The organism is Phocaeicola sp. ICN-14070 (genome assembly GCF_037892625.1).
In the GTDB taxonomy this organism is placed as follows: domain Bacteria; phylum Bacteroidota; class Bacteroidia; order Bacteroidales; family Bacteroidaceae; genus Phocaeicola; species Phocaeicola plebeius.
Genome location: NZ_JBBKBF010000014.1, coordinates 13,834 through 39,742 on the forward strand (window position 1 = coordinate 13,834; position 25,909 = coordinate 39,742).

The 25,909-nt window shown below is 36.9% G+C and carries 17 protein-coding genes; all 17 read right to left on the minus strand.

The window, feature by feature from the left end:
• Positions 1-11: 11 nt before the first annotated feature.
• Complete coding sequence (locus tag WKT20_RS06115; protein ID WP_117902216.1) at positions 12-944, minus strand: aldo/keto reductase; 933 nt, start codon at positions 942-944, stop codon at positions 12-14.
• A 49-nt stretch (positions 945-993) separates the two neighbouring features.
• Positions 994-1,377 carry an L-rhamnose mutarotase gene (locus tag WKT20_RS06120; protein WP_117902201.1) on the minus strand — a complete coding sequence of 128 codons (384 nt, stop codon included), beginning with the start codon at positions 1,375-1,377 and terminating at the stop codon, positions 994-996.
• Positions 1,378-1,606: 229 nt separating this feature from the next.
• Complete coding sequence (locus WKT20_RS06125) at positions 1,607-2,320, minus strand: hypothetical protein (RefSeq protein ID WP_340417037.1); 714 nt, start codon at positions 2,318-2,320, stop codon at positions 1,607-1,609.
• A gap of 170 nt (positions 2,321-2,490) precedes the next feature.
• Complete coding sequence (locus WKT20_RS06130; protein ID WP_117902199.1) at positions 2,491-4,209, minus strand: fimbrillin family protein; 1,719 nt, start codon at positions 4,207-4,209, stop codon at positions 2,491-2,493.
• 54 nt (positions 4,210-4,263) lie between these two features.
• Positions 4,264-5,115: an Ig-like domain-containing protein gene (locus tag WKT20_RS06135; RefSeq protein ID WP_118086586.1), complete on the minus strand. Its 852-nt coding sequence runs from the start codon at positions 5,113-5,115 to the stop codon at positions 4,264-4,266.
• 230 nt (positions 5,116-5,345) lie between these two features.
• Positions 5,346-5,837: a carbohydrate binding domain-containing protein gene (locus WKT20_RS06140; protein WP_117902197.1), complete on the minus strand. Its 492-nt coding sequence runs from the start codon at positions 5,835-5,837 to the stop codon at positions 5,346-5,348.
• A gap of 44 nt (positions 5,838-5,881) precedes the next feature.
• Complete coding sequence (locus WKT20_RS06145; RefSeq protein WP_117902196.1) at positions 5,882-6,850, minus strand: family 16 glycosylhydrolase; 969 nt, start codon at positions 6,848-6,850, stop codon at positions 5,882-5,884.
• A gap of 389 nt (positions 6,851-7,239) precedes the next feature.
• Positions 7,240-8,550: a hypothetical protein gene (locus tag WKT20_RS06150; protein ID WP_278411124.1), complete on the minus strand. Its 1,311-nt coding sequence runs from the start codon at positions 8,548-8,550 to the stop codon at positions 7,240-7,242.
• 5 nt (positions 8,551-8,555) lie between these two features.
• A complete protein-coding gene (locus tag WKT20_RS06155; protein WP_259317960.1) occupies positions 8,556-10,526 on the minus strand; it encodes a beta-porphyranase A in 1,971 nt (656 codons plus the stop codon).
• A 569-nt stretch (positions 10,527-11,095) separates the two neighbouring features.
• On the minus strand, positions 11,096-11,758 hold the full coding sequence (locus WKT20_RS06160) for a bifunctional 4-hydroxy-2-oxoglutarate aldolase/2-dehydro-3-deoxy-phosphogluconate aldolase (protein WP_117902214.1): 663 nt from the start codon (positions 11,756-11,758) through the stop codon (positions 11,096-11,098).
• A 43-nt stretch (positions 11,759-11,801) separates the two neighbouring features.
• Complete coding sequence (locus tag WKT20_RS06165; RefSeq protein ID WP_117902193.1) at positions 11,802-12,821, minus strand: sugar kinase; 1,020 nt, start codon at positions 12,819-12,821, stop codon at positions 11,802-11,804.
• Positions 12,822-12,922: 101 nt separating this feature from the next.
• Complete coding sequence (locus tag WKT20_RS06170) at positions 12,923-13,477, minus strand: hypothetical protein (RefSeq protein ID WP_117902192.1); 555 nt, start codon at positions 13,475-13,477, stop codon at positions 12,923-12,925.
• 11 nt (positions 13,478-13,488) lie between these two features.
• Positions 13,489-15,207, minus strand: a complete 1,719-nt coding sequence (locus WKT20_RS06175) for a hypothetical protein (RefSeq protein ID WP_340417038.1) — start codon at positions 15,205-15,207, stop codon at positions 13,489-13,491.
• A gap of 2 nt (positions 15,208-15,209) precedes the next feature.
• On the minus strand, positions 15,210-17,252 hold the full coding sequence (locus tag WKT20_RS06180) for a RagB/SusD family nutrient uptake outer membrane protein (protein ID WP_117902190.1): 2,043 nt from the start codon (positions 17,250-17,252) through the stop codon (positions 15,210-15,212).
• 19 nt (positions 17,253-17,271) lie between these two features.
• The gene (locus tag WKT20_RS06185; RefSeq protein WP_117902189.1) at positions 17,272-20,367 is read right to left on the minus strand and encodes a SusC/RagA family TonB-linked outer membrane protein; all 3,096 of its coding nucleotides are present in this window, start codon (positions 20,365-20,367) and stop codon (positions 17,272-17,274) included.
• Positions 20,368-20,499: 132 nt separating this feature from the next.
• Positions 20,500-24,471, minus strand: coding sequence for a hybrid sensor histidine kinase/response regulator transcription factor (locus WKT20_RS06190; RefSeq protein WP_278411120.1), 3,972 nt, complete (start codon positions 24,469-24,471; stop codon positions 20,500-20,502).
• 260 nt (positions 24,472-24,731) lie between these two features.
• Positions 24,732-25,904, minus strand: a complete 1,173-nt coding sequence (locus tag WKT20_RS06195; protein WP_117902187.1) for an iron-containing alcohol dehydrogenase — start codon at positions 25,902-25,904, stop codon at positions 24,732-24,734.
• Positions 25,905-25,909 lie beyond the last annotated feature (5 nt).

Consider the following 25,909-nt stretch of genomic DNA (forward strand, 5'->3'; position numbering starts at 1 on the left):
AGCAACAGTATTTATGAATTTGCCCAACTTACTCTTTGCTGATCGCCTATTATCTCCTTAACCTTTTCCACAAGACTCCAGTCAATAGGTTCCTCAATGTATTTTATATTCTGAAGTACAGATTCTGATTTTGCCGAACTAAACAGTGTTGTAGGTATTCTTGGGTTACTAACAGAGAACTGCACTGCAAGCTTCTCGATAGGATATCCCTGTTCCGCACAATACTTCGCAGCCTTTGCACATGCCTCAATCAGTGATTTTGGGGCCGGATGCCATTCAGGAACACCTCTCTGTGTGAGAAGTCCCATACCAAATGGTGAAGCGTTTATCACTCCTACACCCTTTTCATCGAAATAATCGAGGAAATCAACAAGCTTATCATCGTTCAGCGAATAGTGACAGAAGTTCAGCACTGTCTCTACTGTACCTGGAGCTACATGATCAATAACCCATTTCAAGTTTTCAAGCTGAAGGTCAGTTATACCTACATGTCCGACAATTCCTTTTTCCCTCAGTTCCACCAGTGCAGGCAATGTCTCGTTCACTACCTGATTCATATCCGAGAACTCCACATCGTGAACATTGATAAGGTCGATATGGTCGATATTGAGCCTTTCCATACTTTCGTATACACTTTCTTGTGCGCGCTTGCCTGAATAGTCCCATGTATTCACACCATCCTTGCCATAACGTCCCACCTTGGTAGAAAGTATGAACGATTCTCTTGGCAACTCCTTGAGAGCCTTACCCAATACTGTTTCTGCCTTATAATGCCCGTAATATGGAGAAACATCAATAAAGTTCAGTCCATGTTCTACTGCTGTAAAAACAGACTGTATAGCATCACTTTCTTTAATAGAATGAAAAACTCCACCCAACGAAGATGCACCATAACTCAATACAGGCACTTTCAGTTCTGTCTTTCCCAATTCACGATATTCCATTTTGATAAATAATTTAAAGGTTAATTTTTTACTCTGTTTATTCTTCTTATTATTCATACAGATAGAACATGCGTTCCATCATCTGCCATTTCTCGTCCGATGTGGCTCCCTCGGCACACTGCTGGAATTTTGCTACATATTCCTCCCATTCGGCCTGACGAGGCAGAGTGGCAAGCTTTGCCATTGCTGTATCCCAGTCAAAATTCAGAGGAGTTTCCACTATCATAAAAAGTTTAGACCCCAATATGTATATTTCCATTTCCAGAATTCCCACCTCACGTATTCCAGCACGTATCTCAGGCCATGCCTCTTCCTTACTGTGAGCCTTCCTGTAAGCTTCAATCAATTCCGGATTGTCACGCAGACTCAAAGTCTGACAATATCTCTTCACAGGCTGAGAATAGCTTTTTACTTTATATCCTTCTGTCTTCATGATATTATTATATTATTGATGTTAATTATATTTTGATATTATTATTGTTAGTATGCCAGTTCTATTTTCATCACTGCTGTTTCCCTTTCGACGATGCTAAACTATAAAGTATTCTACAGATGGACAGAGGAGATTTTCAAAAAAGAAAGAGGAGATATTATACCCCCTCTTTTTCGACATTTTTACCCCTCATGAGGAAATAAAAAAGTTATCCCAAACTTTATATAAATCAAAACAAATTGAACTGCATACCTGTATAGAAAAATCCCTGGTTGGATTTCGGATTCCAGTAGGTCATCACTGTCAATGGAATTTCATATTCCATTATCTGTAACTTATAAATGACATTCAAAGAAACCTGAGTAATACCTGCCGATTCGGCATACATGGTTCTGTTTACCATTTCCCCACTCTCATTTCTTGAGTTTCTCAATGCGAAAGCTGTTCCAACGCCCGAACCAACCTTCAGATTTTCATTCTGATAGATGGTATAGCCCACATAAACGAAACTGGAGTATATATTCTTGTTGTTGTACAGATCTCTGTCGCGACCGTAAATAAGTGTAGAAAGACTTAGCTCCAGCGGAAATTTCCTATTACCTGTATAATTAGCCATTAGATCCATAAAACGCCCAGTTTCATCAGGCTTATAGTTGAAGAACTCATTATTATTATATGTAGCCCCGGGAGAGAAATTATATGTATCTATAACCTTTATCTGAAACCTGCCATGAGTATATGCAATATACTGGCTCAGCTCCTTATAACTCCCCTTAGTGTTTGCCCCGCCAAGAAAACCGGCAGCAAACATTCCTGATGGATCGGAAACAGATAAATCGGATGACAGAATCAGTCCGTCAGCCACTTCAATACCACGCCAGAGAATCATGTTCTGTAGAGTGGTTTTCATGTGAAGCTGAGCCTGCGCATTCACTACACCCATAAAAACCCAAAGAGCGATTGTAAATATTTTCCTGATAAGAAATTTCTTTTTACCTATATTACAAGTCATACAGCATGAACTGATTTATTGTTCAAAAAGTTTTAAATATTCGTATAAAAAAATGAGGAAGACTAATCCCCCTCATTTTCTTACGATTATGGATAGATTTATTATTGCTTAGTCCAAGTTACATTATTATTGGTATATTCTCCATGTGTTCCATTAAAACTAGCATCCGCTTTGCTGTCCGGTCTGTTTTCTGTTTCAATAAGTCTGATAGCTTTAATCTGGGCTCCGCCATTGGCATGTTCAATTGAGAATTTACCAACAGTTGGGGCATCACTGACATTTCCTGCACCTTGAGAATTCATATACCATTTACCTTCTGCTGTTATCACATTATAGTCAGAAACCAAATTTTCAGGGCTTACACCATCTTTAATCCATACCTTAAAAATATCTTTGTTGGATGTTGCTACTGGATCTGCAAAACGTACTGTAAGAGCAGGATTACCGGCAGTTACATACTCGCATTCAAATTTATAATTGGCTGTTGTACGCAATTTGAATTCCTTAGAGATGTATTTTTTACCTCCTGTTGGAGCTGACACATTCAAGATACCGTCTTCTGTAGAAGCAACACCTTCTAATGTAGATGGATCGTAGAAATCACCGGCAGCAGCGATATCAGCGAAATTAAGCTCCCATGTTGTGTTATGTGCTAAGTCTACAGTTGCTGACTCGATTTTGATATTTGCAGTTTTACCATTTTCAGCTGTTGTCAAATCACCGACAGCATAGTCTGTATTATAAATAACTGTAATCTGTTCATCATTACTATAAATCTTATCACCTAAAGTAAGAGTAATATTTTTTCCTGACACTGTACCTGAAGAAACTGGTATTTCTACTCCAGCAACCGATACTTTAAAAGCACTTTTTACTGCTTCAGTGAATGTACCGGCAACATCCTTATCAAGTGTAAGAACTACACGGTCGTTACCGGTAGTAGGATCTGTAACAATTTCTTGTGCACTTGCTACAATAGCAGTTGTTTGTTCTTCAACTACAGGAGGCTGACCGCCTTCTTTCAATTCAATTGTTACAATCTGACCTTTAGTAATAGTCAGGTTTTCGCCACTGAATGTATAAGTTTCATTACCAGAAGTCTTTGACAATTCCAAGGTAAATCCACCAGTAAATGTCACAGGAGGTACAACCATTGAGTATTCCTTTGCATTGGCATTAGCATCATTAGGACCGACAAATGTTCCCTCTTTAGCAGATAGTGTTATTACGTTAGAACCGGATTCCACTGTCAGATTTCCAGAAGCATCAATTTTTACGTTTCCGGCAATATTTACTCCTTGAGCAGTAAGCTTAATAGCTGTAAGGTCAGTCAGATTATTTTTAAACCTAATCAATCCACAAGTGTTTTGAAACGACAGCGATTTGTTTTCGTCTGTTGCGGTAGCAAAAGAAATGTTTGCTTTTGCATCGAATCCCCAAACCGGAGCCGTCTGAGCTGCTGGAAGTGTAGTAGTAACAGCGCCATCTAAAATCAAAGCCTCAGCATTATAAGGATAAAGAGCAGTATATGAATCGGCAGGAGTAGCCTTTCCCGTAAATGTAACAATAGATTTTCCACCTTCTGCAGTAGTAAATTTATTGTTTTCAGCACCAGAGAAGATATTGATAGCATCACCGGCGGTCCACCATACCTGAGTTCCATTCTGTAAAGAAGTACGGCTTGAAGACGTACCTGCAATAAAAGTCATTTCCTGTGGACTACTTACTGTATTTAAATTAGACAATTCATCTTTTGTACAAGACTGGAACATTACAATAGTCATCAATGTAAATCCACAAAAAAGCATTGTATTTTTCATGATTAAACAATTTTATTAATTAAAAAATCACATCACTTGTATTTTCTTATTTTTTTAATCCGGCTTCCATTCAGTTCCATCGTTCTCGAAACCTCCGTGTTCACCATCAGTCAAATCGGAATCTATAGTAGGAACCACGGTCAGAGTAATCGACATCAGCGTTTCTCCTTCATGTTCTTCGCCACTTCTTGAAAATCTTGATACCACAGCAGGTATATGCTTAGCAGTAATGACAGTCTCACCGGCCTTATTGTATGTAGTAATCCATCCATCCTTATCAATAGTTGCCACATCAGGATTTGAAGATTTCCATTCCACCTTATTATCGGTAGAATAATCAGGTTCTACAGCTATTTGCAGCTGATATGCCTTATCTCTTCCAAAGTCAAGTTTCAACGATTTGTTGCCGTTTTCATCCACCTCTATATCATCGGTTACTGCAATTTCAACTTTTTCAGCAGGCACCACGGGCACAGCCACCATACATGCGGCACTTTTAATACCATTACCAGTATCAACAGACACACCTATATTTGAATTCCTACCGCTTTTCTTAGCCTTTACAGTACATCTGTATTTATCATCCGAAGGTGTAATTTCCAATACATCTGGGAATGAAGTTCCCCATACTATTGACTTATAACCGGTATAAGGGAAATTGTCCCTGGTTATATTTATACCCAATTCCACTGTTTCTCCATATGGTAAATCAATCATACTAACAGGCATATTATCCGTCTGCCCAGCTTTATAAACTACATATTCTATTTTTATATTCTCTGCTGGCGTACCGTCACCTCCTTCTAACGAAGCAACGTCTTTTTCACATGAAATAATCATAAGCTGAAAGCATAGAAATATCAGCAAGTTACGCACAGACAGATCTCTTGGTTTTATATTAACCATAATTCATATTGTTTAAAGTCAAACCAAAAATCTTTAGTATAAAAGGCATAAAAGAGAAAGCCCCTGATATGCCTTAACATCCTGAAAACAAAACAATTCACCCTTATTAAATACGGAATCAGAAAAAAATGCCATCACTTTAGGACATATATTTCTGATTTACTATCTTCAATCACAATAAATAAACAACTAAATCTAATTACCGAATCTATAATTTAACACCTAAAAAATTATTTAACTTTTTCAATTTTCACATCGTCAAACAGTACAGCGCCACCATTTCCCAATCCAGGCACCATAGTAAAACGATATACATAACCGTTTTCTTTCAGTTTGAATTTCACTTTTGTTTCCTGATAGTTCTTACGGTCTTTCTTCACATTAGAAATTGCAATTTCTTCAAGTTTGCCTGAATCAGGATTATAATATTCCATACGGAAGAAAGGCTGCTCACCCCATATATACTTGGTATAACCAGTAATTTCATATTCGGCGCCTGCTTCGTATGTAATATTAAACTGTTGCCACATTCCGACTCTCACTTCTACGGCATGATTGCCACTATGTGCTTTCTTGACATCAACGATATCGTTGGTCTTATTTTCCCATACCTGCCATCCTGTCAAGTCACCTGTTTCAAAATCACCATTTTTGAATTCCTGAGCGTATGCAGAAGTCATCATCATTCCGCAAGCCATCATTGCTAAAATTTCTTTTTTCATTTTTCTAAGGTTTTAAAATTTAAGACTTAATGTATTTATTAGAATCACTCTTCTATTGGCACCAACTTATAAGCTCTGACCCAGTCATAATAGGTTGTACTTTTTTCTTTGTCCTTCAAATCATCTTCTGTAGGAACTTTAGGCTCCCAGTCGTATGTTTCTGTAACTATGTGTATGAACATTGGTCTATCAAAAGGAGTATCTGTAAATTCTGTTGTCGGTTTGATAGTGTACATATATTTACCGTCATAATAGAATTTCACGGTATTTGCATCTACCCACCAACATCCGTAGGTATGAAAGTCTTCTGCCGAAGGGTCAGTTTCATAAGACTCTACATCCGAACGGTTTGAAGTATAACTCGTTCTTTTCCCTCCCTGTTCCTGATACCAGTAATGAGCATTACTATTCATCTGCATATTCCATTTTTTATTCCATGGGTTATCCGGATTAACAGTTCCTATCACCCCCATAGTCTCGATAATATCCAGTTCCTGACTGCTCCAAGTTCTTATTTCCTTACCATCTTTAATTATTTTCTTTTCAACGGGACGATTGGAAAGCCAGAAAGTAGAGGACATGGTAGTGAGCGAAGCCTTCATCCTTGTCTCATAATATCCATAGTGAGCCTGGTTCTTTACAGAAGCAACCGCCCCACCGGCAAGGCTATATTTATCACCCGGTTTTCCGTCAAGTCCTTCCGTTGGCGACAAAACTGTATTGGTTATACGAAGACAACCTTTCTTGACACTCACGTTTTCGGCCTTAAATGTTGCAGGCGGACGACCATTAGTCCAATAAGGACTTTTCGCATGCCATTTTGAAGCACTTAAACGTCTGCCATTGAATTCATCTGTATAATCCTCGTTAACTACCCATTTATAACCTTTAGGAGCCTCGGGCAAATTCTTGATATGCTCTTCAGCTAAATAATATTCCTTATCATTATTATTTATAGCATAAGATGATAAGACTAAAGATGCGGCAAATAAACACGATACTGCTTTTCTCATAACTTTGTAGTTTTAGATTTTTGTTACATGACAAAAGTATTTAAGTTTCATGAAAGCAATAAGGGGGATTTACATCGTAAAAGGTGGGGTAAAATTCCACCACCCTCTGATACACAATAATTTCACTCCTTAAAACAATTGTTTTACGATTTGCTATGATTTACAAAACCTGACAAAAGAATAATACCAGACCACAAGTATATTTACATAATAGCTACTGTTTGAGAAAATTTTCACGACATGAAAAGAGAAAAAATCAATCGAAAAAATGCGGGCAAGTTTAAGGTTAAAATTGCCTACGTTCTAAACAAATATATTACTACCCCTAAAAAAGATGTGCTCTGAGAAGAACACATTTCTCAAAAAGACAAAAATAAAACACAAAAAATCTATTTATAAAAAAAGCTCACATCTATAATATCTGCAACATTTTTACAATATTCCTTGAATGACGATGCTTTGGGATGATCTATACACAGTGCAATCTGTGATGTAGACGAAAAACGTCCTGTCCCGTCAAGAAACGCTGTAAGCTCAGTCGGCAGGAGCATACTACCTATGTCTGAGTTTACGTCAGTCAGAACGACTGTATTTACAGCTCCCACTGTAGATACATCAAGACAATCAAGTGCCGGAAGATTTGCGAAATGCAATTTCCCTATCATATTCCCGCTATTGGCGGTCTGAAGAGATACACTCTCCAATGAAGGGCAACCGGATATATAAATCTCACTGCAAAATATCGAAGTTTCACTCACATCATCATGCAGTATAACGGATGGAATAACTAGCGTCTGAAGCAAGCTGTTATCCTCCACGCTAAGTACCTTCAATGATGAAGCAGAACTTAAATCCATCCCTAATGGCGTATCAATATTAGAAATAGAAAAGCTTGAAACTCCAGCCGATGGTTTGACATACGACATAGAATAATGTTGGGACTTCACTCCCGAGATATCTACTTTTCCTCTGAAGCCCGGATTTGATAATATATACTCCACGCCCTCAAGGTTGGCTGTCTGCGACAGGATTATCAAGTCGTTCCCTTCGGTTATCCTCTTTGTAACATCAATCTCCGAGGAGGAGACAAACACTGACGGGAAATTTTTGTAAAGATACAAGCGAAGCATAGGGTCCGGAATCTTTCTGTTTATGGAATATTCAGTGTAATTTCCATCCTGATCCGCCATAACTACCAGACATTTATTTGACATAGCTTTGTAGAATGCAGGAATGACATCAGTGTTCCATTTTGCAAAATAAGGCAACTTCAGATATGTAAGACTCCTGCAAAGAGCCGTAGTACCGTCGGCCGACATAAGATTGACATATGAAGTAATACCGTCATTGCCGCGTAAAGCTACCGACTTTATCTCTTCGGGCAAATCACCAAAGTCAAATACAGTGAAGTCGTTATACTCAAGGTTTACCTCTATGAGAGAAGGGAAACTCCTCAGGCCACTTATCGATGTAAGTCCGCATCTGCTCAAGTTCAAAGAAGTGGTATTGAGAACCTGATTGTCACAAATCAGTTCTCCGTTTTCATTGAAACTGAAACCTTTCTGAATCAGGACATCGCGCAACTTCGCGTCGAACCCCACTTCTGAGACTTCGAAATCAGCAATCTCAGTGTCATCCTTGCACGAGATGAACGGGAAGCACATAATAATCAGAATATAAAAGCTAATAAAATTCCTCATAATAATCAGTTTTGTGGTAATAAGACAATATTATCAATCCAAGCCAAGTCGTTCAGCCCTTCGCACACAATGGCACACCCTACTTTTTTTCCTGAAGAATTGAAATCGAAAGATACGGCTTTATAATTGCCGGGAGAAGAAAATTCTTTTTCACATATCGTTCCTGATGGCATATCCTGTATCAGAACCTTTAACTTACATGCACCTTCGGTCTTTACATCGGCCAAGAAGCGATAAGTCCTGCCACTCTCCATGTCGACCCTCTGCATTAGTCCTGCATGACCGGATATACAGGCTGCATTATTACCTGCATTGTCAGTCTTGACAGACACGGTTCCACGCTTGCTTAATGGCTGCCATGCCGAAAGTCCATCGCTGAAGGTTCCATTCTGTAAGGTAGAGACAGTATATTTCTCAACTTGAAGAATCATGGACGATACGTGACCTCCTCCGTCGGAAAAGGTGACATCGACATTATTATCACCATTCCTCAGCAACTGTATGTCGAACGGCACTTCTATCATACCGAAAAATATACTGCGATTGCTCTGGTTATAGCCCTTCCAGTTGTCGGGAACACTCACAGCGGTACCGTTAATCTTCACCACCGGCTTTCTGGAAGCTGAGACAGGACGACCTATTGACATTCGCAGACATGCTCTACCCGAACCTGACTTTATTCCCGTGAAAGGGAACGAAAGGGACGATCCAGCGGAAATTGGTTTCAGATACTCACTGCTGTAATATTTTTTCCTGATAATGGAATTGGTATATTCCGCTGACGCTACATCAGCCACAAGAATAATGGTCTGATTGGGGATTATGGAAACACTTTCCGGAATGGACGGGATATTCTGTTCCGAATATTCTATACCCGAGTTGTAATTAACATATAAAGAACGCTTTGTGACATTCGATACATCCTTCCAGCTATTCTTATTGTTCAGATATACAGTCTGTGGGGTATCATCAAGATTATCAAGGGCAATATACAGTCTGCCGCCGTCCTTGAATGCCTGCACCTGAATATCAGGATTATTGCTGGTTATGTCAACACGATCACCCTTTACATTTTTCCAAAGTTCGAAGAAATATTTCTTGTCATTCAGCTTCCACTCTGTATTCTTCAAGTCCTGAGGATTGTCCGGTATGAATAATGCCGCACAATAGGAGCTATAATTATTGGCAGCAGTGATATGCCACTCAGCCTTATCTGATACGAAAGGTATTGCTATAAGCAGATTATCCTGGCGCTCTAGAAGATTGAATAGAAAATGATTGAAAGAAGACACAGACCTGACACTCTGCAAAGGACGGTAAAATTCGTCATCAAACTCATTGTCTATTCCACCAAATTCCGAGCACACAAGGGGTTTCGGACTGCCGAATCTGATGGAGGTATATGCCTCAATCATATCAAGCACAGCCTCAGAGTTACTTCCTGAGCGTTTAGAATCAGTCCCTGTAACGTTTATACCATCATAAAGGTGTACGGAAAACGCATCCATGTATTCACCGGCACGGTCAATAAACATTTTCATTCGGGTATTCCAGTAATTGAAATTTCCGTCTTCCCAAGCAGGATATGCAGCAGCATAACCTATCACCTTCATTTTTCCATTCAAGCGTGGGTTATTATGTATATGCTTACCTATTGAAGCATAAAAATCGGTCATCAATTCACGCATGGCCTGACCTTTAATTGTGAAGTACACATCATCTGCATGAACAAATGGTTCGTTGAGTGGTTCAAAGAACTCAGGAACTCTTTCACTATTGGAATAGTACTCAGCTGCCCATACGCCTGCAGCCTCAATGTCAATTCCACCTTGAATGGTCTGTATATTGGGATGCTCGGTAGCTATATATCTTTTTACAGAAATACTTCCGCTGTAAGGTTTCACCTGAGGATATTTACCTACTTCTTTTGTCTTGCTGTATGCATACGAATATGGTCCCCAAAAAGATCTGCCCAAACCTACATCATAGTTATTAAGAAAACTACTGATATCGGGATCGCTGTCATCTATAGAATGTATGTTAAAATATTTACTCCTGTCCAATGATGATACATTCCCCAAATATCTTTTAGTATAATAATCTACCGTTACTATAGAATTGCCAGTTTCTCTGCCTGCTAGGACCGGTAGTATTATAAACAGGGGAAAAAAGCCTGTTAATAGGTATTTTGTAAAGCTGTTATTCATAAATACTTCGATTAATATTTAATTAAACACTAAAAATCAGCGAATTAAATTAACAATGGTTAGTACAAAGTAGTTGGTTAAAATGGAAATATCGGAAACACTCAGCCCAATATATGAACGTATGCAGGATGCCTTTAATGAATATACTGTTACATAGGTCCAGATATAAAATTTTGGCTTAGGGAACTACAGAAAAAGAACGATGGCCAAAAATCATAGCAATATATAAAAGATTAATACTATAGCCCAGAAAAACAATCCCACCAAAATAAAAATTCTGGTGGGGTTTATATAATTATAATCCAGCAAACCATAACCAGTGCTGATAAAAATAATCACTAAAATTCCGATATATAATTTAAAACTTCACGACATTTATTGGTTATATAACCCCAATCTCCTTTTTCAAGAACATCTTTTGGGAAGAGCTTAGAACCCATACCAACACAATACACTCCAGATTTAATCCATGAATTGAGATTTTCTTCTGTCGGCTCAACTCCACCGGTAACCATAAGCTTAGACCATGGCATTGGTGCCAATATACCTTTTACAAAGTTAGGGCCATAAACATCGCCAGGAAATACTTTACAAAGATCGCATCCCGACTCTTGTGCGAAGCCTATTTCAGACACCGTTCCACATCCGGGCATATAAGTAACAAGACGACGGTTACAGATTTTTGCTATTTCAGGATTAAACAATGGACCTACAACAAAACTTGCACCAAGTTGAATATAGAGTGCAGCAGTCGCAGAATCAACAACAGAACCAACTCCGACAGCCATATCAGGACATTCTTTTGCTGCATATTTTACCACTTCACAAAAAACCTCATGTGCAAAATCTCCCCTGTTTGTAAATTCGAAAACTCGAACTCCACCATCATAACATGATTTTACTACTTTCTTTACTATTTCCACATCTTTATGGTAAAATACCGGAACCATTCTGGTTGAAGCAATTTTATTAAAGACTGCTACTTTATCAAATCTGCTCATTTCTATTATCTTAATTTTAAAATATAATAATCTATCTTTTGCATTATCTTTGTACACGTCCGCTTGCATCACCACCAGCCAAAGCTTCAACTTCTTCAATAGATACCAAATTGAAATCTCCATTGATGGTATGTTTTAAAGCCGAAGCTGCAACTGCAAACTCTAAAGCCTCACCCTGAGTTACTTTAGTAAGCAAGCCATGGATAATACCACCAGAAAAAGAATCTCCACCACCTACACGGTCAATAATAGGATCAATGTCGTAACGTTTTGATGTATAGAACTCTTCACCATTGTAAATCATTGCTTTCCACCCGTTATGTGTAGCAGAGAATGATTCACGCAAAGTAGAGATAACATATTTAAATCCGAACTCTTTAGCCATTGCAGTAAAAATACCTTTGTATCCTTCTGCATCTGTTTTACCTCCTTCTATATCAGCATCAGGTTTAAATCCTAAACAAAGTTCTGCATCTTCTTCATTTCCAATACATACATCAACATATTGCATCAATGGACGCATAATGGACTGAGCCTTTTCTTTAGTCCAAAGCTTCTTGCGGAAATTAAGGTCTACGGAGACTGTAACACCATGACGCTTAGCTGCCTCACAAGCAAGTTTAGTCAACTCGGCAGCTTTATCAGAAATGGCTGGGGTAATACCTGACCAATGGAACCAGTCTGCTCCTTCCATAATAGCATCAAAGTCAAAGTCACATGGTTCTGCCTCAGATATTGCAGAATTTGCACGGTCGTATATAACTTTACTTGGACGCATAGAAGCTCCAGTTTCAAGATAATATATACCTATACGGTCACCACCACGAGCTATATAGTCAGTTCTGACACCATATTTACGAAGTGCATTTACTGCTGATTGCCCTATTTCGTGTTTGGGAAGTTTAGTAACGAAATAAGCTTCATGTCCGTAGTTTGCGCAACTTACAGCTACATTTGCTTCACCGCCACCATAAACGACATCAAAAGAATCTGATTGAACAAAACGTGTATTGCCTGGAGTGGACAATCTGAGCATTATTTCTCCCAAAGTTACAATTTTCATCGTATAATATTTTATTAATAAACACAATACTAAAAAAAGGAAGGTAGATAATACTTCTTTCACAATAACAAAAGCATTATATACCTTCCCTATGTGAATTACTACTGATCAGCTGGTTTCAATATATCATTCAAGCCTGCGATATACTCTACTACAGTTCCATCATCTTCGGTAACAGTAAGATGTCCGAAACCGGCAGATGAATTAATCTCCTTCTTACCCATGAAGACGAACATACGCTTCTTCTCAACTTCCTTAATCTCTTTTTCTCCTGTTTCAGGATCCAGAATTTCTTCTGTCACTACAAAGACTTCATTAAAAGAGAAAGTAAGATATTTTTCCTTATCAAGATCTATTTCCAACCATTCCGGCAATTGGTCTGGTTGGTCATTAGACTCGTCAAAGAACTCTATTTTATTCATCCACAATGTCTGGAAATCGTTCTGCCATACTATCAGATCAAAAGTTTCACGATAGACAGAAAACTTGCTGATGTTTACCGGTTGATTAGTTTCGGCATCTTTTAATGCATATAGTTCGTAAACCGGAGTATTATCTAATTCAACAGCATGCCAGTCATCATTCTTACACGACCAAAGCAACACAGTCATGCATAAGATTGCCAATGCCTGAAATATTTTATTTTTAGTATTCATAATTAATATTTTTATGGTCTAACTTCAATATATCCGAAGAATATATCATCAAAATAAATTTCTCCAAAGAAATAATTGAACCGTAAACTTAGAATTACACTTTCCATTTCTGCCTTAGAAGTAATAATACCTGTAACTTCTTTCCATATTCCAGACTGTAATGTTTCCCACGGCAGCTTGTTTGTAGGAGTCTCAAGCCATGAAGGATCCTGTTGCCCTGGTTTATCGGAAGGAACAAACCACGCTGTCAAACCTGATCTTACTTCACCTGGAACATAATACTTATATTTAATTGTATAAGTACCTTTACCACCCTTAAATGGCTTAGAAATCAGAGCTCTACTGAATTCTACAGCATCTACACGTAAACATTTAGCACTTGAATTAACCGCATTTTGTAATGGATTATCAACTACAGATGATGGCTGATATTGAGCCGGCAATACATCTGCTTTAACCACCTTCCAGTCTTCATAAGTAGAAGGATACTCAAAACCATCATCCAAGAATGAAGCATATGTTGTAACAACATTAGGTTCTGAAGAAGAAATTGTCAAGTCTGCATCTCCATATAAAGCTTTTCTTAAAGTACCTGTAAGAATCAAATCATCAGTATTATAAATTTTTTCACCCAATGTCAATTTTAACTCATAACGATGAGTATTATTAACCTCTGCTTTATTTATTGCAATTGTACCTGAATTATTATTCCCATTATAGTTATTCCGATAATTTAAAGTTAAAGCACTTACGTCAATAGGCTTATAACCGAACTCTGAGTTTTCAAGGTCAATAGCAATATTCCACTGGTCTATCTGACGGATTTTGTAAGAAACAGGGTCTTGTGTAGGAACTACCTTAATGTTAAGAGGAACCACAACAGATTTAGCCATAGCTGTTGGCTGATATTTATTATTAGGATCGCTTTTTCTCTCAACCGTCAAGTTAAGATTGAGAGGTTTATCAGAAAACTTTTTAAGTTTAAGCTCATAAACATCGGGAAAGTCTGTAAACTCCTGCTCAAAACCGGCAGCATAACATACAAGTTTCCAATAATTTGGCAATCCATAAGAGTCATCTTTTACATAAAGACTCTTTCCGTATTCAAGTTCATACGTCTCATACTCAGGAGCCTCTTCAGTGCCTCCAATCTGTCCCATTTTAATCTCCTGAGTACATTCAGGGTCACTATACATTCTAATAGCAGGAACCAGATTCGGATCATATACACGCACATGAAATGTAGTGTCCATTACATAGACATCGCCTTCCTTTCTTGCATAAGTATATTTCTTCACATAAGTCTGAAGCTCAGCACTCCATTCTGAGTAAGGATATACAACCTGTTTAGAGAATGTATTACGCAATCTAATTGTATGATCACCAGCCTTTGTAAAATATACATGAATTGTCTTTTCATTATTTACATGAGGAATAGATTCATCTACCAGATTATCATATTCTTTCTGACCCCATTGCATCTTACCACTAAGGAATTTAGTTCCATCATCAGAAACAGTCCATTCATGTGATAAATTACCTTGAGACAAATCCATTATACTAATATACTCTTTAAGATTAAGTTGAATCGGAGATATATTCTCAGCTTCAGTACTCATATGCCAAGTACATTCTGCCACATCATTCAATGGTTCAAAATCATCTTCCTTACAGGAGGAAATAATTGATGTAATCACCAAAACTATATATATAAATTTATTTTTCATCATATCTAGTTATTAATGTCAGGATTAGAAGTTGATTCTATGTTAGGTATAGGCCAATATGCAACACTTGGTCCATAGTTCATTGATGCTTGAATATAATCAGATACTGGTTTAAGATATGTATCAGGATCGTCAGCTCTATAAGGACGCTGTTTACCCCAATTTTGACCAACATACAGACTATTAGGGTCTTCCTTAGTAGGAGCCAAGAAAGTCCCTCTACCTATAAGATATTTCTGTTTTGAAAGCCAGGTGAAGCGTTCTTTTGTAACATTCCATCGACGTAAATCAATAACTCGAATGGCATGCCCTTCCATACAAAGTTCCATAGGTCTTTCAATATACATTAAATGCTGCATAACATCATTAGAATTCAAGTCTCTATCATCATAAGTAGCTTCAGGATATTCACCAAGGTTTTGCTTACCAATAAGAATAATACCAGAACGTTTTCTTACCCTATTAATAAAGTTAATAGCATTTTGAAGATTAGATTCAGATGTACCACCTTTGATAAGACATTCTGCATACATCAAATAGATATCAGCCAAACGAATCAGACGATAATTTATACCCGAAGCCATAGCAGGCTTAAAATCTGCCTCGTCTTTTCGTGAATCCCAGTTTGTAAGTTTTCTGAAATAAGCAGTAATTCCATTATTGAACTTACCTACCTGTTGGGTGGTCTTTTCATAATAGCTTAAATCTTCATCTCCATTAATAGCCAATGAAGCAGATGCTCTTAAAGAATATGCTCTCAAACGATACGGTTTACCATTCTCCCATTTAAATTTTCTTTCATGTTCTGGTTCAGAATATATATCTGAAAGTTTTCCGTAATCAACATTTCCAATTCCATCAACAGGAATCAAACGCTGACGCACACCTACATACTTACCATTTTCATAATGATAGACATAGGTTTTATTATATTTTTTCCCGTTTCTTTCTATCACAGAATTAAAAGTTTGACCTAACTGATCATATATAATATCCTTCTGATTGTTTGGAGCTGTTAGAGGATAATTATCAGATTCCACTTCAATCCAGTTGCGAGGGTCATTTTCATCAACAGCTTCATTTTCGAATTTTTCTACTAGCCACAAAGAAGGAGATGTATTAATCCAAGATGTGCTTGAACCACAAACATTCATGCCCCATATATTGTACAATGTAGCATCCGACCAAGGTCCATACTGTGTATTATACTGAGTTGAATATGAAACTTCCAAAATAGACTCTGAGTTAAATTCATTAACGGCGGTAAAATTATCCATAATATTATCAACAAGAGTGAACGGACCGTTATTAATTATATCAGAAAAATACTCTGCAGCCTTATCGTAGTCACCGTCATACAAATAACTTTTACCAAGTACAGCTTTTGCTGCCCAAGAAGTAGCACGTCCTTTATCGGCCTCCTTCCACTCACCATTTAGTCCTAAATCTAGCGCTTTCTGCAAATCTGCTCTATAATATTTCTTCACTTCATCACTTGGAGTACACTTTTTATAATAGTCATCTTCTTCTTCAGGTACATAATCAATATATGGTACATTTCCATTATTGAAAGATGTATTAAGATAAAAAAAGAATACACCACGGAAGAAATATGCCTGAGCCTCAATCTGAGTGAGTTTTACCAATTGAACTTCATCTGTCAGAATAGTTCGTACCTTTTCTACTCCTTCTATAACTTGATTACAACGGAAAACACCAGTGTAAAGAGCAGCCCATTTATTTCTCAAAGTTTGGTATGAATCATTAAAATTTTGAAGATAAGCAGCATTTACAAGATTAATTCTGTTTTTATTTGCTTCAACCGCTAAATCACTTCTCAGATTTTCATCCATTGGTTGATAAATATTTGTGTTTTTAAAAGCATTATAAATGGCTGCCAACCCATTTTCACAATCTCCTAAGTCTTTGTAGAATTTCTGAGTAGTTAATTGATGCTCATTTTCCTGAGTTAAGAAATCATCACAAGATGTAAATCCAAGGCCAGACATCAATAAACTAAAAGTTAATATCTTATATTTTAAGTTCATATTTTTTTATTTTAATAGATTAGAAATTAAGCTGGAATCCTCCTCGCATTTGTATACTGATAGGATATGTTCCAAAGTCAAGACCACGTCTTGACAAACCATTACTACCAACTTCAGGATCATAACCGTCATACTTGGTCAATGTAAGAAGGTTATCTGCTGCAATATAAAAACGGCATTTACCAAGCCTAAGTTTTGAAACGACTTTCTTTGGTAAAGAATAACCTAACATAATATTTTTCAACCTCACAAAAGAACCATCCTCAACCCACATATCTGTATGAGCACGATAATTGTTATGTTGTTCATTACGATAAGAAGGTATTGTTGAAGTATTATTTGTAGGAGTCCACATATATATAAGATCTTTACTCGTCTTCTTCTGATAAGAATATATCTTAGTAGCATTGATAATATCATTTCCTACAGAAGCATACCAGTTCATAGAAAAGTCAAATCCCTTATAATCTGCTGCAAAATTCAATCCAAGTTCAAAATCAGGCATACCACTTCCTGCATAAACCCTATCATCATCATTAAGAATGCCATCTTTATTTGTATCTACATACATAAGATCTCCCATACGAGCACTTGATACAAGTTTCTGATACTCTGCAAGTTTTTGTTCCGTATTTATAACTCCGTTTGTAGGCATAACAAAGAAAGCACCAGCCTCATATCCTTCCTTTATAGCAGTAACATAATCACTTCCACTATAAATAGGTTTTCCTTCTGAGAAGAAATAAAGAGAGTTCTTACCGGCCATTGAGGTTATCTCATTCTTATTTTTTGTAAATGTTCCTGTCAAGCTATAATTTACCCCATGAATTTTATTTCTATGAGTGAGTGATAGTTCAACTCCCTTATTCTCCATATTACCGGCATTCAATGTAACAGTGGAATTCTGTCCTCCACCACTAGAAGGAGGCACAACCATCGGAAATAGCATATTCTTTTTATTACTTTTATAGACATCAAGACCCAAAATTAACTTATTGTTCATGAAAGCCAAATCAATACCAGCATTGAGCTGCTGCGTTGTCTCCCATTTCACATTCGGATTTGCAAAACCCAACTGAGTAAGACCATTTACTAAAGTTTCTTTAGCTCCTGTTCCAAAAGCATAATCATAATTTTTATAGATAGCTGGAGCATAAGAATAATCAGCAAAATTCTGATTACCTGTTGTACCATAACTTAATCTTAATTTAAAAGAATTAACCATCCATCTTAGTCTATCCCAAAATCGTTCTTCAGAAATATTCCATCCTAAAGATAATGAAGGGAACATACCCCAACGGTTTTCTTTAGAGAACTTTGAAGATCCATCTCGACGAACACTAACACTAACCATGTATTTATCAGCATAAGAATACTGTAGACGGGCCAATATACCAATAAGTGTGCTTGTTCTATCCTGCCCCCATTGACCATCACCAGTTCCTACAGACATATCAGACGAGCCTGCATTCAGATTTGGTATTTCATTTGTATATAAGTCCATTATACTTGCAAAAAACATCTCGTATGTATATTTTTCCATACTGAAAACACCAGTAAACTTAAAATCATGTTTCTTGATTTTCCTATTATAGTTTACCATAGATTCCCAAGTCATACTAGTATTCTTAGAATGGGTATCTTTTATCTGCGATCGATAGTTTGAACTAACGACTCTTTCGCCATCTTGGTTATACACTTCAAACTCAGGACGTGTCATAACCATCTTCTGGTTAAGATAACCGAAACTCAAACGTGTAGAAACACTCAATCCAGGTAATATACCGTAAGCAATATAAAAATTCCCATTAAATGACTCTGTATTTTTATCATTTCTTTCTTTTAATCGACCTAAAGTATAACTTATACCTTGAATTTCACCTGGATCACCTGCTGTATTGAATATATCTAGATTAGGATCAACTGGAGAACGTAAAGGAGAATAGTCGTATGCATCATTTAATAAAGCCCAAGCAGGAGAAAGCTGGTCTTCTATTTGCATTGCAAGATTTGCATTAATATTCCATTTTCCTCTTTTAAAATTTGTATTAGAACGGATATTATAACGTTTATAGTCTGAATTGATTAATACACCTTCCTGATCAAAATAGTTAACAGTCATATTATAAGTCAGATTTTTCTGTCCACCACTAAAATTGGCTGAATAATTTTGTATTGGTGCGTTATTATTTATTATACAATCATAAAGCCGAGTATTATTAAAGAAATTAACAGGATAATTTTTCAAACTTGACCAAGCCAAATCATCTGTATTCTTAGTTTCAGCCATACGGTTAGCCATGACAGTTACAAAAGTTTCTTCATTAGCATCTAGAAGATGAACTTTTGATGTTATATGTTGAAAACCATAATATCCATCAAGAGCAACTTTCATTTCACCCTCCTTACCTTTCTTGGTTGTAATTAGTATAACACCTGAAGCACCACGTGTTCCGTAAATAGCAGCAGAAGCAGCATCCTTAAGAATATCAATACTAGCAATTTCATTATTACTCAAACCAGGGTCACCTTCAAAGGGAACACCATCAACGACATAAAGAGGAGCACTAGAACCTGAAATTGAACTAATACCACGAATCTGTATATTAGATTTCGCTCCAGGTTCACCAGAACTAGCTTGAACATTGACTCCAGCCACCATGCCTTGCAATGCGGTTCCCAAATCTGATGTACTGATCTTTGTAATTTCTTCAGAATTTACACGTGCTACTGCACCTGTAACTTCTTTTTTACGCATTGAGCCATAACCTACAACAACCACTTCGTCCAACACTTTTGTGTCTTCCTGAAGTTTAATGTTATAGAATTTTCCATTCTTGATTGCAGCCTTTACAGTTTTATAACCAACAAAACTGAACACCAAGTTTCCTTTTTCCGGTACCCCCTGCAGAACGAAATTACCATCAATATCGGTAATAGTACCGAGAGAATTTCCTTCAACCTGAACTGCTGCACCTATAACTTCGAGATTATTGGCGGCATCAATCACTTTTCCTTTGACTGTTATCTTCTGTGAATACATAGATAATGTATAGAAGATAAGCATCACGAACAACATGTACCTGCTATGGTACCTTTTTTCCTGATTTCTCATTTGTAAAAAATTTAATTTAGCAATAGGTTATGAAATTTCTTTTATAACTGCCGCTAAATTATTTATTTAAAACGGGACCGAAGGGGAGAATTATATATTTAAAAAGGGGGTAAAATTTTACCCCCACTTATATTAAGAATCCAAATCCGTCTGAGTATTCTGCTCTTTATATTGTTGTGGCAATACACCAAATTCTTTCTTGAAACATTCTCTAAAATACTTCAGATCATTGAATCCAACATCGTATGTTACTTCAGAAACTGAATATCTTCCGGTCTTCAATAGTTCTGCCGCTCTTTTCATCCTTATGGAGCGGACAAAAGCATTAGCTGTTATTCCCATAAGTGTTTTAAGCTTTTTGTTCAGGACTAAAGCCGTAACACCAAGTCCTTTACAAATATCTTCTATCTGAAAAGACGAATCCGCAATGTTGTCCTCTATTATCTTTACAAGTTTTTCTAGGAACTTATCATCAGTAGATGTAGTGGTTACCTCAGAAATCTTTATTGTCGAGACTTTTTTGTGTTGAAGAATCCGCTTCCTATTTGTTATGATAGAATTCAGCAACTCTTTCATTATCTGATTATCAAAAGGTTTAGGACAATAAGCATCGGCATGGAATTTATATCCGATGAGATAATCCTGCAATGTAGTCTTGGCTGAAAGCAAGACTACAGGGATATGAGATGTCCTTACATCCTGCTTGATTCTCTCACACAGTTCCAGACCATTCATGCCGGGCATCATTATATCAGACAAAACAAGATCTGGCTGCATATCGGGAATCATGTTCCATGCCATTTCTCCATCATAAGCAATCATTATTTTATATTTATCTGACAACAGTAATGATAACATATTACATATATCTTTATTGTCATCAACAATCAACACAACAGGTGACTCTCCTTTTACTTCTGTGTCTTCTATATCTTCGGATTCACTTGATTTACTACTCAGTACATCAATAAACTCTTCATCATTCCTATTATTAGAAAAAAGATTCTCTGTCATCATTTCTCTCTCTGTTATCATAGGAATCTGTACATGAAAAACGGTACCTTTGCCTTCCTCTGATACAAATGAGATATTTCCATTATGTATTTCTACAAGTCGTTTGGTTAGAAACAAACCTATACCAGTACCTCCCTCTGCTGAATTTTTATTCTGACTATAGAAACGTTCAAAAAGATGAGTTTTCAAATCCTCAGATATACCATTTCCTGAATCTGCTATAGCGATGTTTATTTTATTATCCTGTTCATTAACTGTAAACGATACAAATCCTCCGGCAGGTGTATGCTTTATGGCATTCGACACCAAATTATAAATTATCTGTTCCATAAGATGGGAGTCGAACAGAAAACTTATATCACTGCGTGAAACAGAATATTCCAGCCCAACACCTTTCTGTTTTGACCAATACGTGAACTGCTGAAATACCTCTTTTGAGAAAGACGAGAAGTTGCCATATCTGAGATTCAGACTAAGCATTCCTTTCTCGCTCTTGGAGAAATTCATCAGCTTGTTAACAAGTCTTAACAAAAACTTACTGTTATGCTCCATTGTCTGCAGCATGCCGACAAGATACTTATCGGACGAATACTTGCCCGATTCTATAATCATACTCAGTGGCGAATGAATCAATGTGAGTGGAGTCCTCAATTCATGCGAGATATTGGTAAAGAATGTTGTTTCTTTCTCGAGCAATTCTTCAGTCTTACGTTTTTCCATGTTTGCTATATATACTGCATTTCTACGCTGCGCTCTTGAAGTATAATACCTCTTGAACTGGTACAAGGATAATGCAAGCAACATCAAATAAAATGTATAAGCATACCATGTACGCCAGAAAGGAGGGGTAATAATGACAGGTATGGAAAGTTCATTTGAACTGTAAACTCCATCGGTATTCCTGACTCTCAGTCTGAACATATATTCTCCAGAAGAAAGTTTAGTGTAGAAAGCCTCACGATGAAAAGCGGAAGTGGAAATCCACGAATTATCTACACCTTCAAGCATATATTCGTAAACAACCTTATATGGACTTCTGTAATCCAGGGAGCTGAACTGGAATGAGAAAGTGTTTAAATTATAAGGCAATTCTATATACTCTGTAAAACATACACTTTTATCAAAATATACGGAATATATAGAATCGGCCTCAACGCTGTGATTGAAGATTTTAAAATCAACGAGTGTAGGACAGCCATTGAAATCCATCACATCGAAGTCGTTCGGTCTAAAGACGTTTATTCCGTTAACACCACCGAATATCATTGTTCCATCTGTCATTACTCCAGCCGAGAGTTCCATAAACTCATAGTCCTGAAGACCATCGTAAATATCATAAGATTTTATTTTCTGTGTGTTTATATTCAACGAATTTATTCCCTTATTAGTAGAAATCCATAATGTTCCATCCGTTCCATTAACAATGGATTTTATGGTATTACTATTCAATCCGTTTGCAGTACTGAAATCTTCAATACGCACATTCAGACTGTCATCCAAGTCCACGATTTTCTTTAATCCGCGCCCAAGTGTTCCATACCATATATTATGATTCAGGTCTTCACAAATAGGTACTATATAATCTAGTTCATCAAGCCCCTTCACTGAATTCAAAACAGGATTATCAAGATACAAATCTGCAGATTTCAATACTTTAAGGCCATAACTGGAGGCTACCCATAAATTCCCCTTATGATCTTTCACGACATTTCTTACTATCTTTAGCTCTTTATTTTCCAATGTTTTAATTTCCTTCATCACACCTGTAGACAAATCATATCTAAATAAACCTTTATTATATGTACCAACCCACAAATATTTTCCATCGGCAAGCATTGTGCGCACATTCCTCAAGCCTGAAATCTTTTTATAATCATTATCTGAAGTAAAACTATAAATACCATCGTACATCAGAGACACATACATGCGGTCGGTAAAGTTTGAGTATGTAGTAGAGTATACTATCCTGTTTGCTGTGAAAGGAATAAGTCTGGCATTTCCAGTAATAGAATTAAAATGATATAGTCCAGAGCCTTCTGTGCCTAAATAAATATCGGATTTGGCAAATGTATAAATGGAGGATACATGGTCATTTCCTATTTCCCTGAATAATTCTATTGGTTTATTGTTTTCGCGTATGCTCATAAAGCCACTCTTGAAAAAACCTATCCAAAGAATATCATTTTTATCAAGAACAATAGTTTGTGGATAGCTGTAAGAATAGGTAGCAATAACCTGCGGCTTTGATTCGATAGCATGTAAAACATCAAAAGGCAACACACTTACAGTACTTGTAGTGGCATAAAATAATCTTTTATTTTTATAAACCATTTTTCGAATATTGCAGTTTTCCAACAAGGTGCTTACCTTGCAAGTATGCTTGTCGTATAAACATAATTGATGATTCTCCAGATTAGAGTACAATATTTGAGAAGACGAGATAACTATAGCTGCAGCTATAGGACTATCCAACAGTTTATTAAGCTGTAATTTTTCTCTATGGACGCTACATTCGTACAGACCGCCTTCAGACGAGAGCATTATTGTATTATCAATTTCTATGATGTCGGATATATATGGTAATTTAATTGTTGATTTTAAGACAGTATTTATTTTTCCATTGGAAAAATCGTAATTTACAAGGTATATACTTTCATCAGAGGAATGAAACCACACCCTGTCTTTCGAATCAACCAGAATTTTGTCGCAGGTGAAATTCTTATCAATGCCTATATGACCAATATTTAATGAAATGAATTCATTCTTTACGGAATTAAACAAGAATACCCCTCTATCAGCAGTACCTATCCACAGATTTCCATGAGAATCTTCATCAATACTTACTATCAGATTACTGGTAAGACCATTTGACTGGTATCCATAGACCTTAAATTCATACCCATCGAACCTGTTCAGACCGTCGTTTGTAGCCAACCATATAAAACCCTTAGAGTCTTGATAAATACATTGCACGTCATTTTGCGAAAGTCCATCAAGAGTAGTGTACTTTTTTGTTATAAATTCATTGGATGCTAACGAATTGCATACTATAAACAAAACAGATATTAAACTTAAGATTAATCTAAACATATAACTATTATTCTTAGTTTGTATCAATAGTTACAAAGTTATTGATTTTATCTAAAACATCAAGTATTTATAGGAATTAATAGATTATTATAGGCGTCTCCCACTTTAGAACGCGTATCAAAATCAATCGGGAAAAATAAATCTTTTCCTTCGTTTCATAGTATAAAACAAAATGCATCGTACCATTACACTCAATAATAGATACGATGCTCAAAAGAAATTACAGCAACAGACTGTATTGGGATTGTTCTTAAAAAGACTTATTTGTATGACTTAATATATATGTCAAGTATTTCGGTATCCGACAGTTTATGAGGATCCAAACTGAACAATGCTCCCATCGCGTTTCTCGCATTATCAATCATCTTAGGAAAATCTTCCTTTACTATTCCCCAGTCACTAAGTCTCAAATCGCGGACATTACATTCCTTCTGCATTCTCACTAAAGCATCAATAAAATGTTCGGGATTAAGACTTTTACGTCCGGTCATAACCTCAGCCATTCGCATATATCTCTTTGTCTTGTCATAAATGAAAGTAGAGAAATAAGCCTCACTTATAGCTATAAGACCTGCACCGTGAGGAAGAGCGGGATAGTATGCGCTGAGAGCGTGCTCGATCGAATGCTCGGAAGTACAACTTGATGTGGATTCCACCATTCCTGCCAGCGTACTTGCCCAAGCCACCTTTGCCCTCGCTTTAAGATTATTTCCATCCTTCACCGCAATAGGTAAATATTTATACAGCAGTCTGATGGCCTCAAGAGCGAAAATATCACTAATTGGGGTTGCGCAACTGGCTATATAACCTTCTGCTGCATGAAAGAATGCGTCAAATCCCTGGTAGGCCGTGAGATGTGGCGGAACTGAAACCATCAGTTCAGGATCGATTATTGACAGCCATGGGAAGGTTAGAGTGGAGCCGATACCTATTTTTTCGTTTGTTTCCAGATTGGTTATAACAGTCCATGGATCAGCCTCGGTTCCGGTACCTGCTGTTGTAGGAATGGCTATGATAGGCAAGACTTTGCTATAAGGAAGTCCCTTGCCGGTGCCTCCTTCTACATAATCCCAATAATCACCATCATTACATGCCATGATTGCAATGGATTTGGCTGTATCTATCGAACTTCCACCTCCTAAGCCTATAATCATATCGCAATTTTCCTCACGACAGATTACTGCACCTTCCATTACATGGTCTTTTATTGGATTAGGCAATATCTTATCATACACCACTGAATCAACATTGTTTTCTTTCAGCAAATCAATCACCTTATCCAGATAACCATATTTACGCATTGAGGTTCCGGACGAAATGATGATCAAAGCCTTTTTGCCAGGCAAAGCTTCTGTTGAAAGACGTTTAAGTTCGCCACATCCGAAGAGAATCTTCGTCGGAATATTATAACCAAAAACAAAATTATTGTCCATAAATA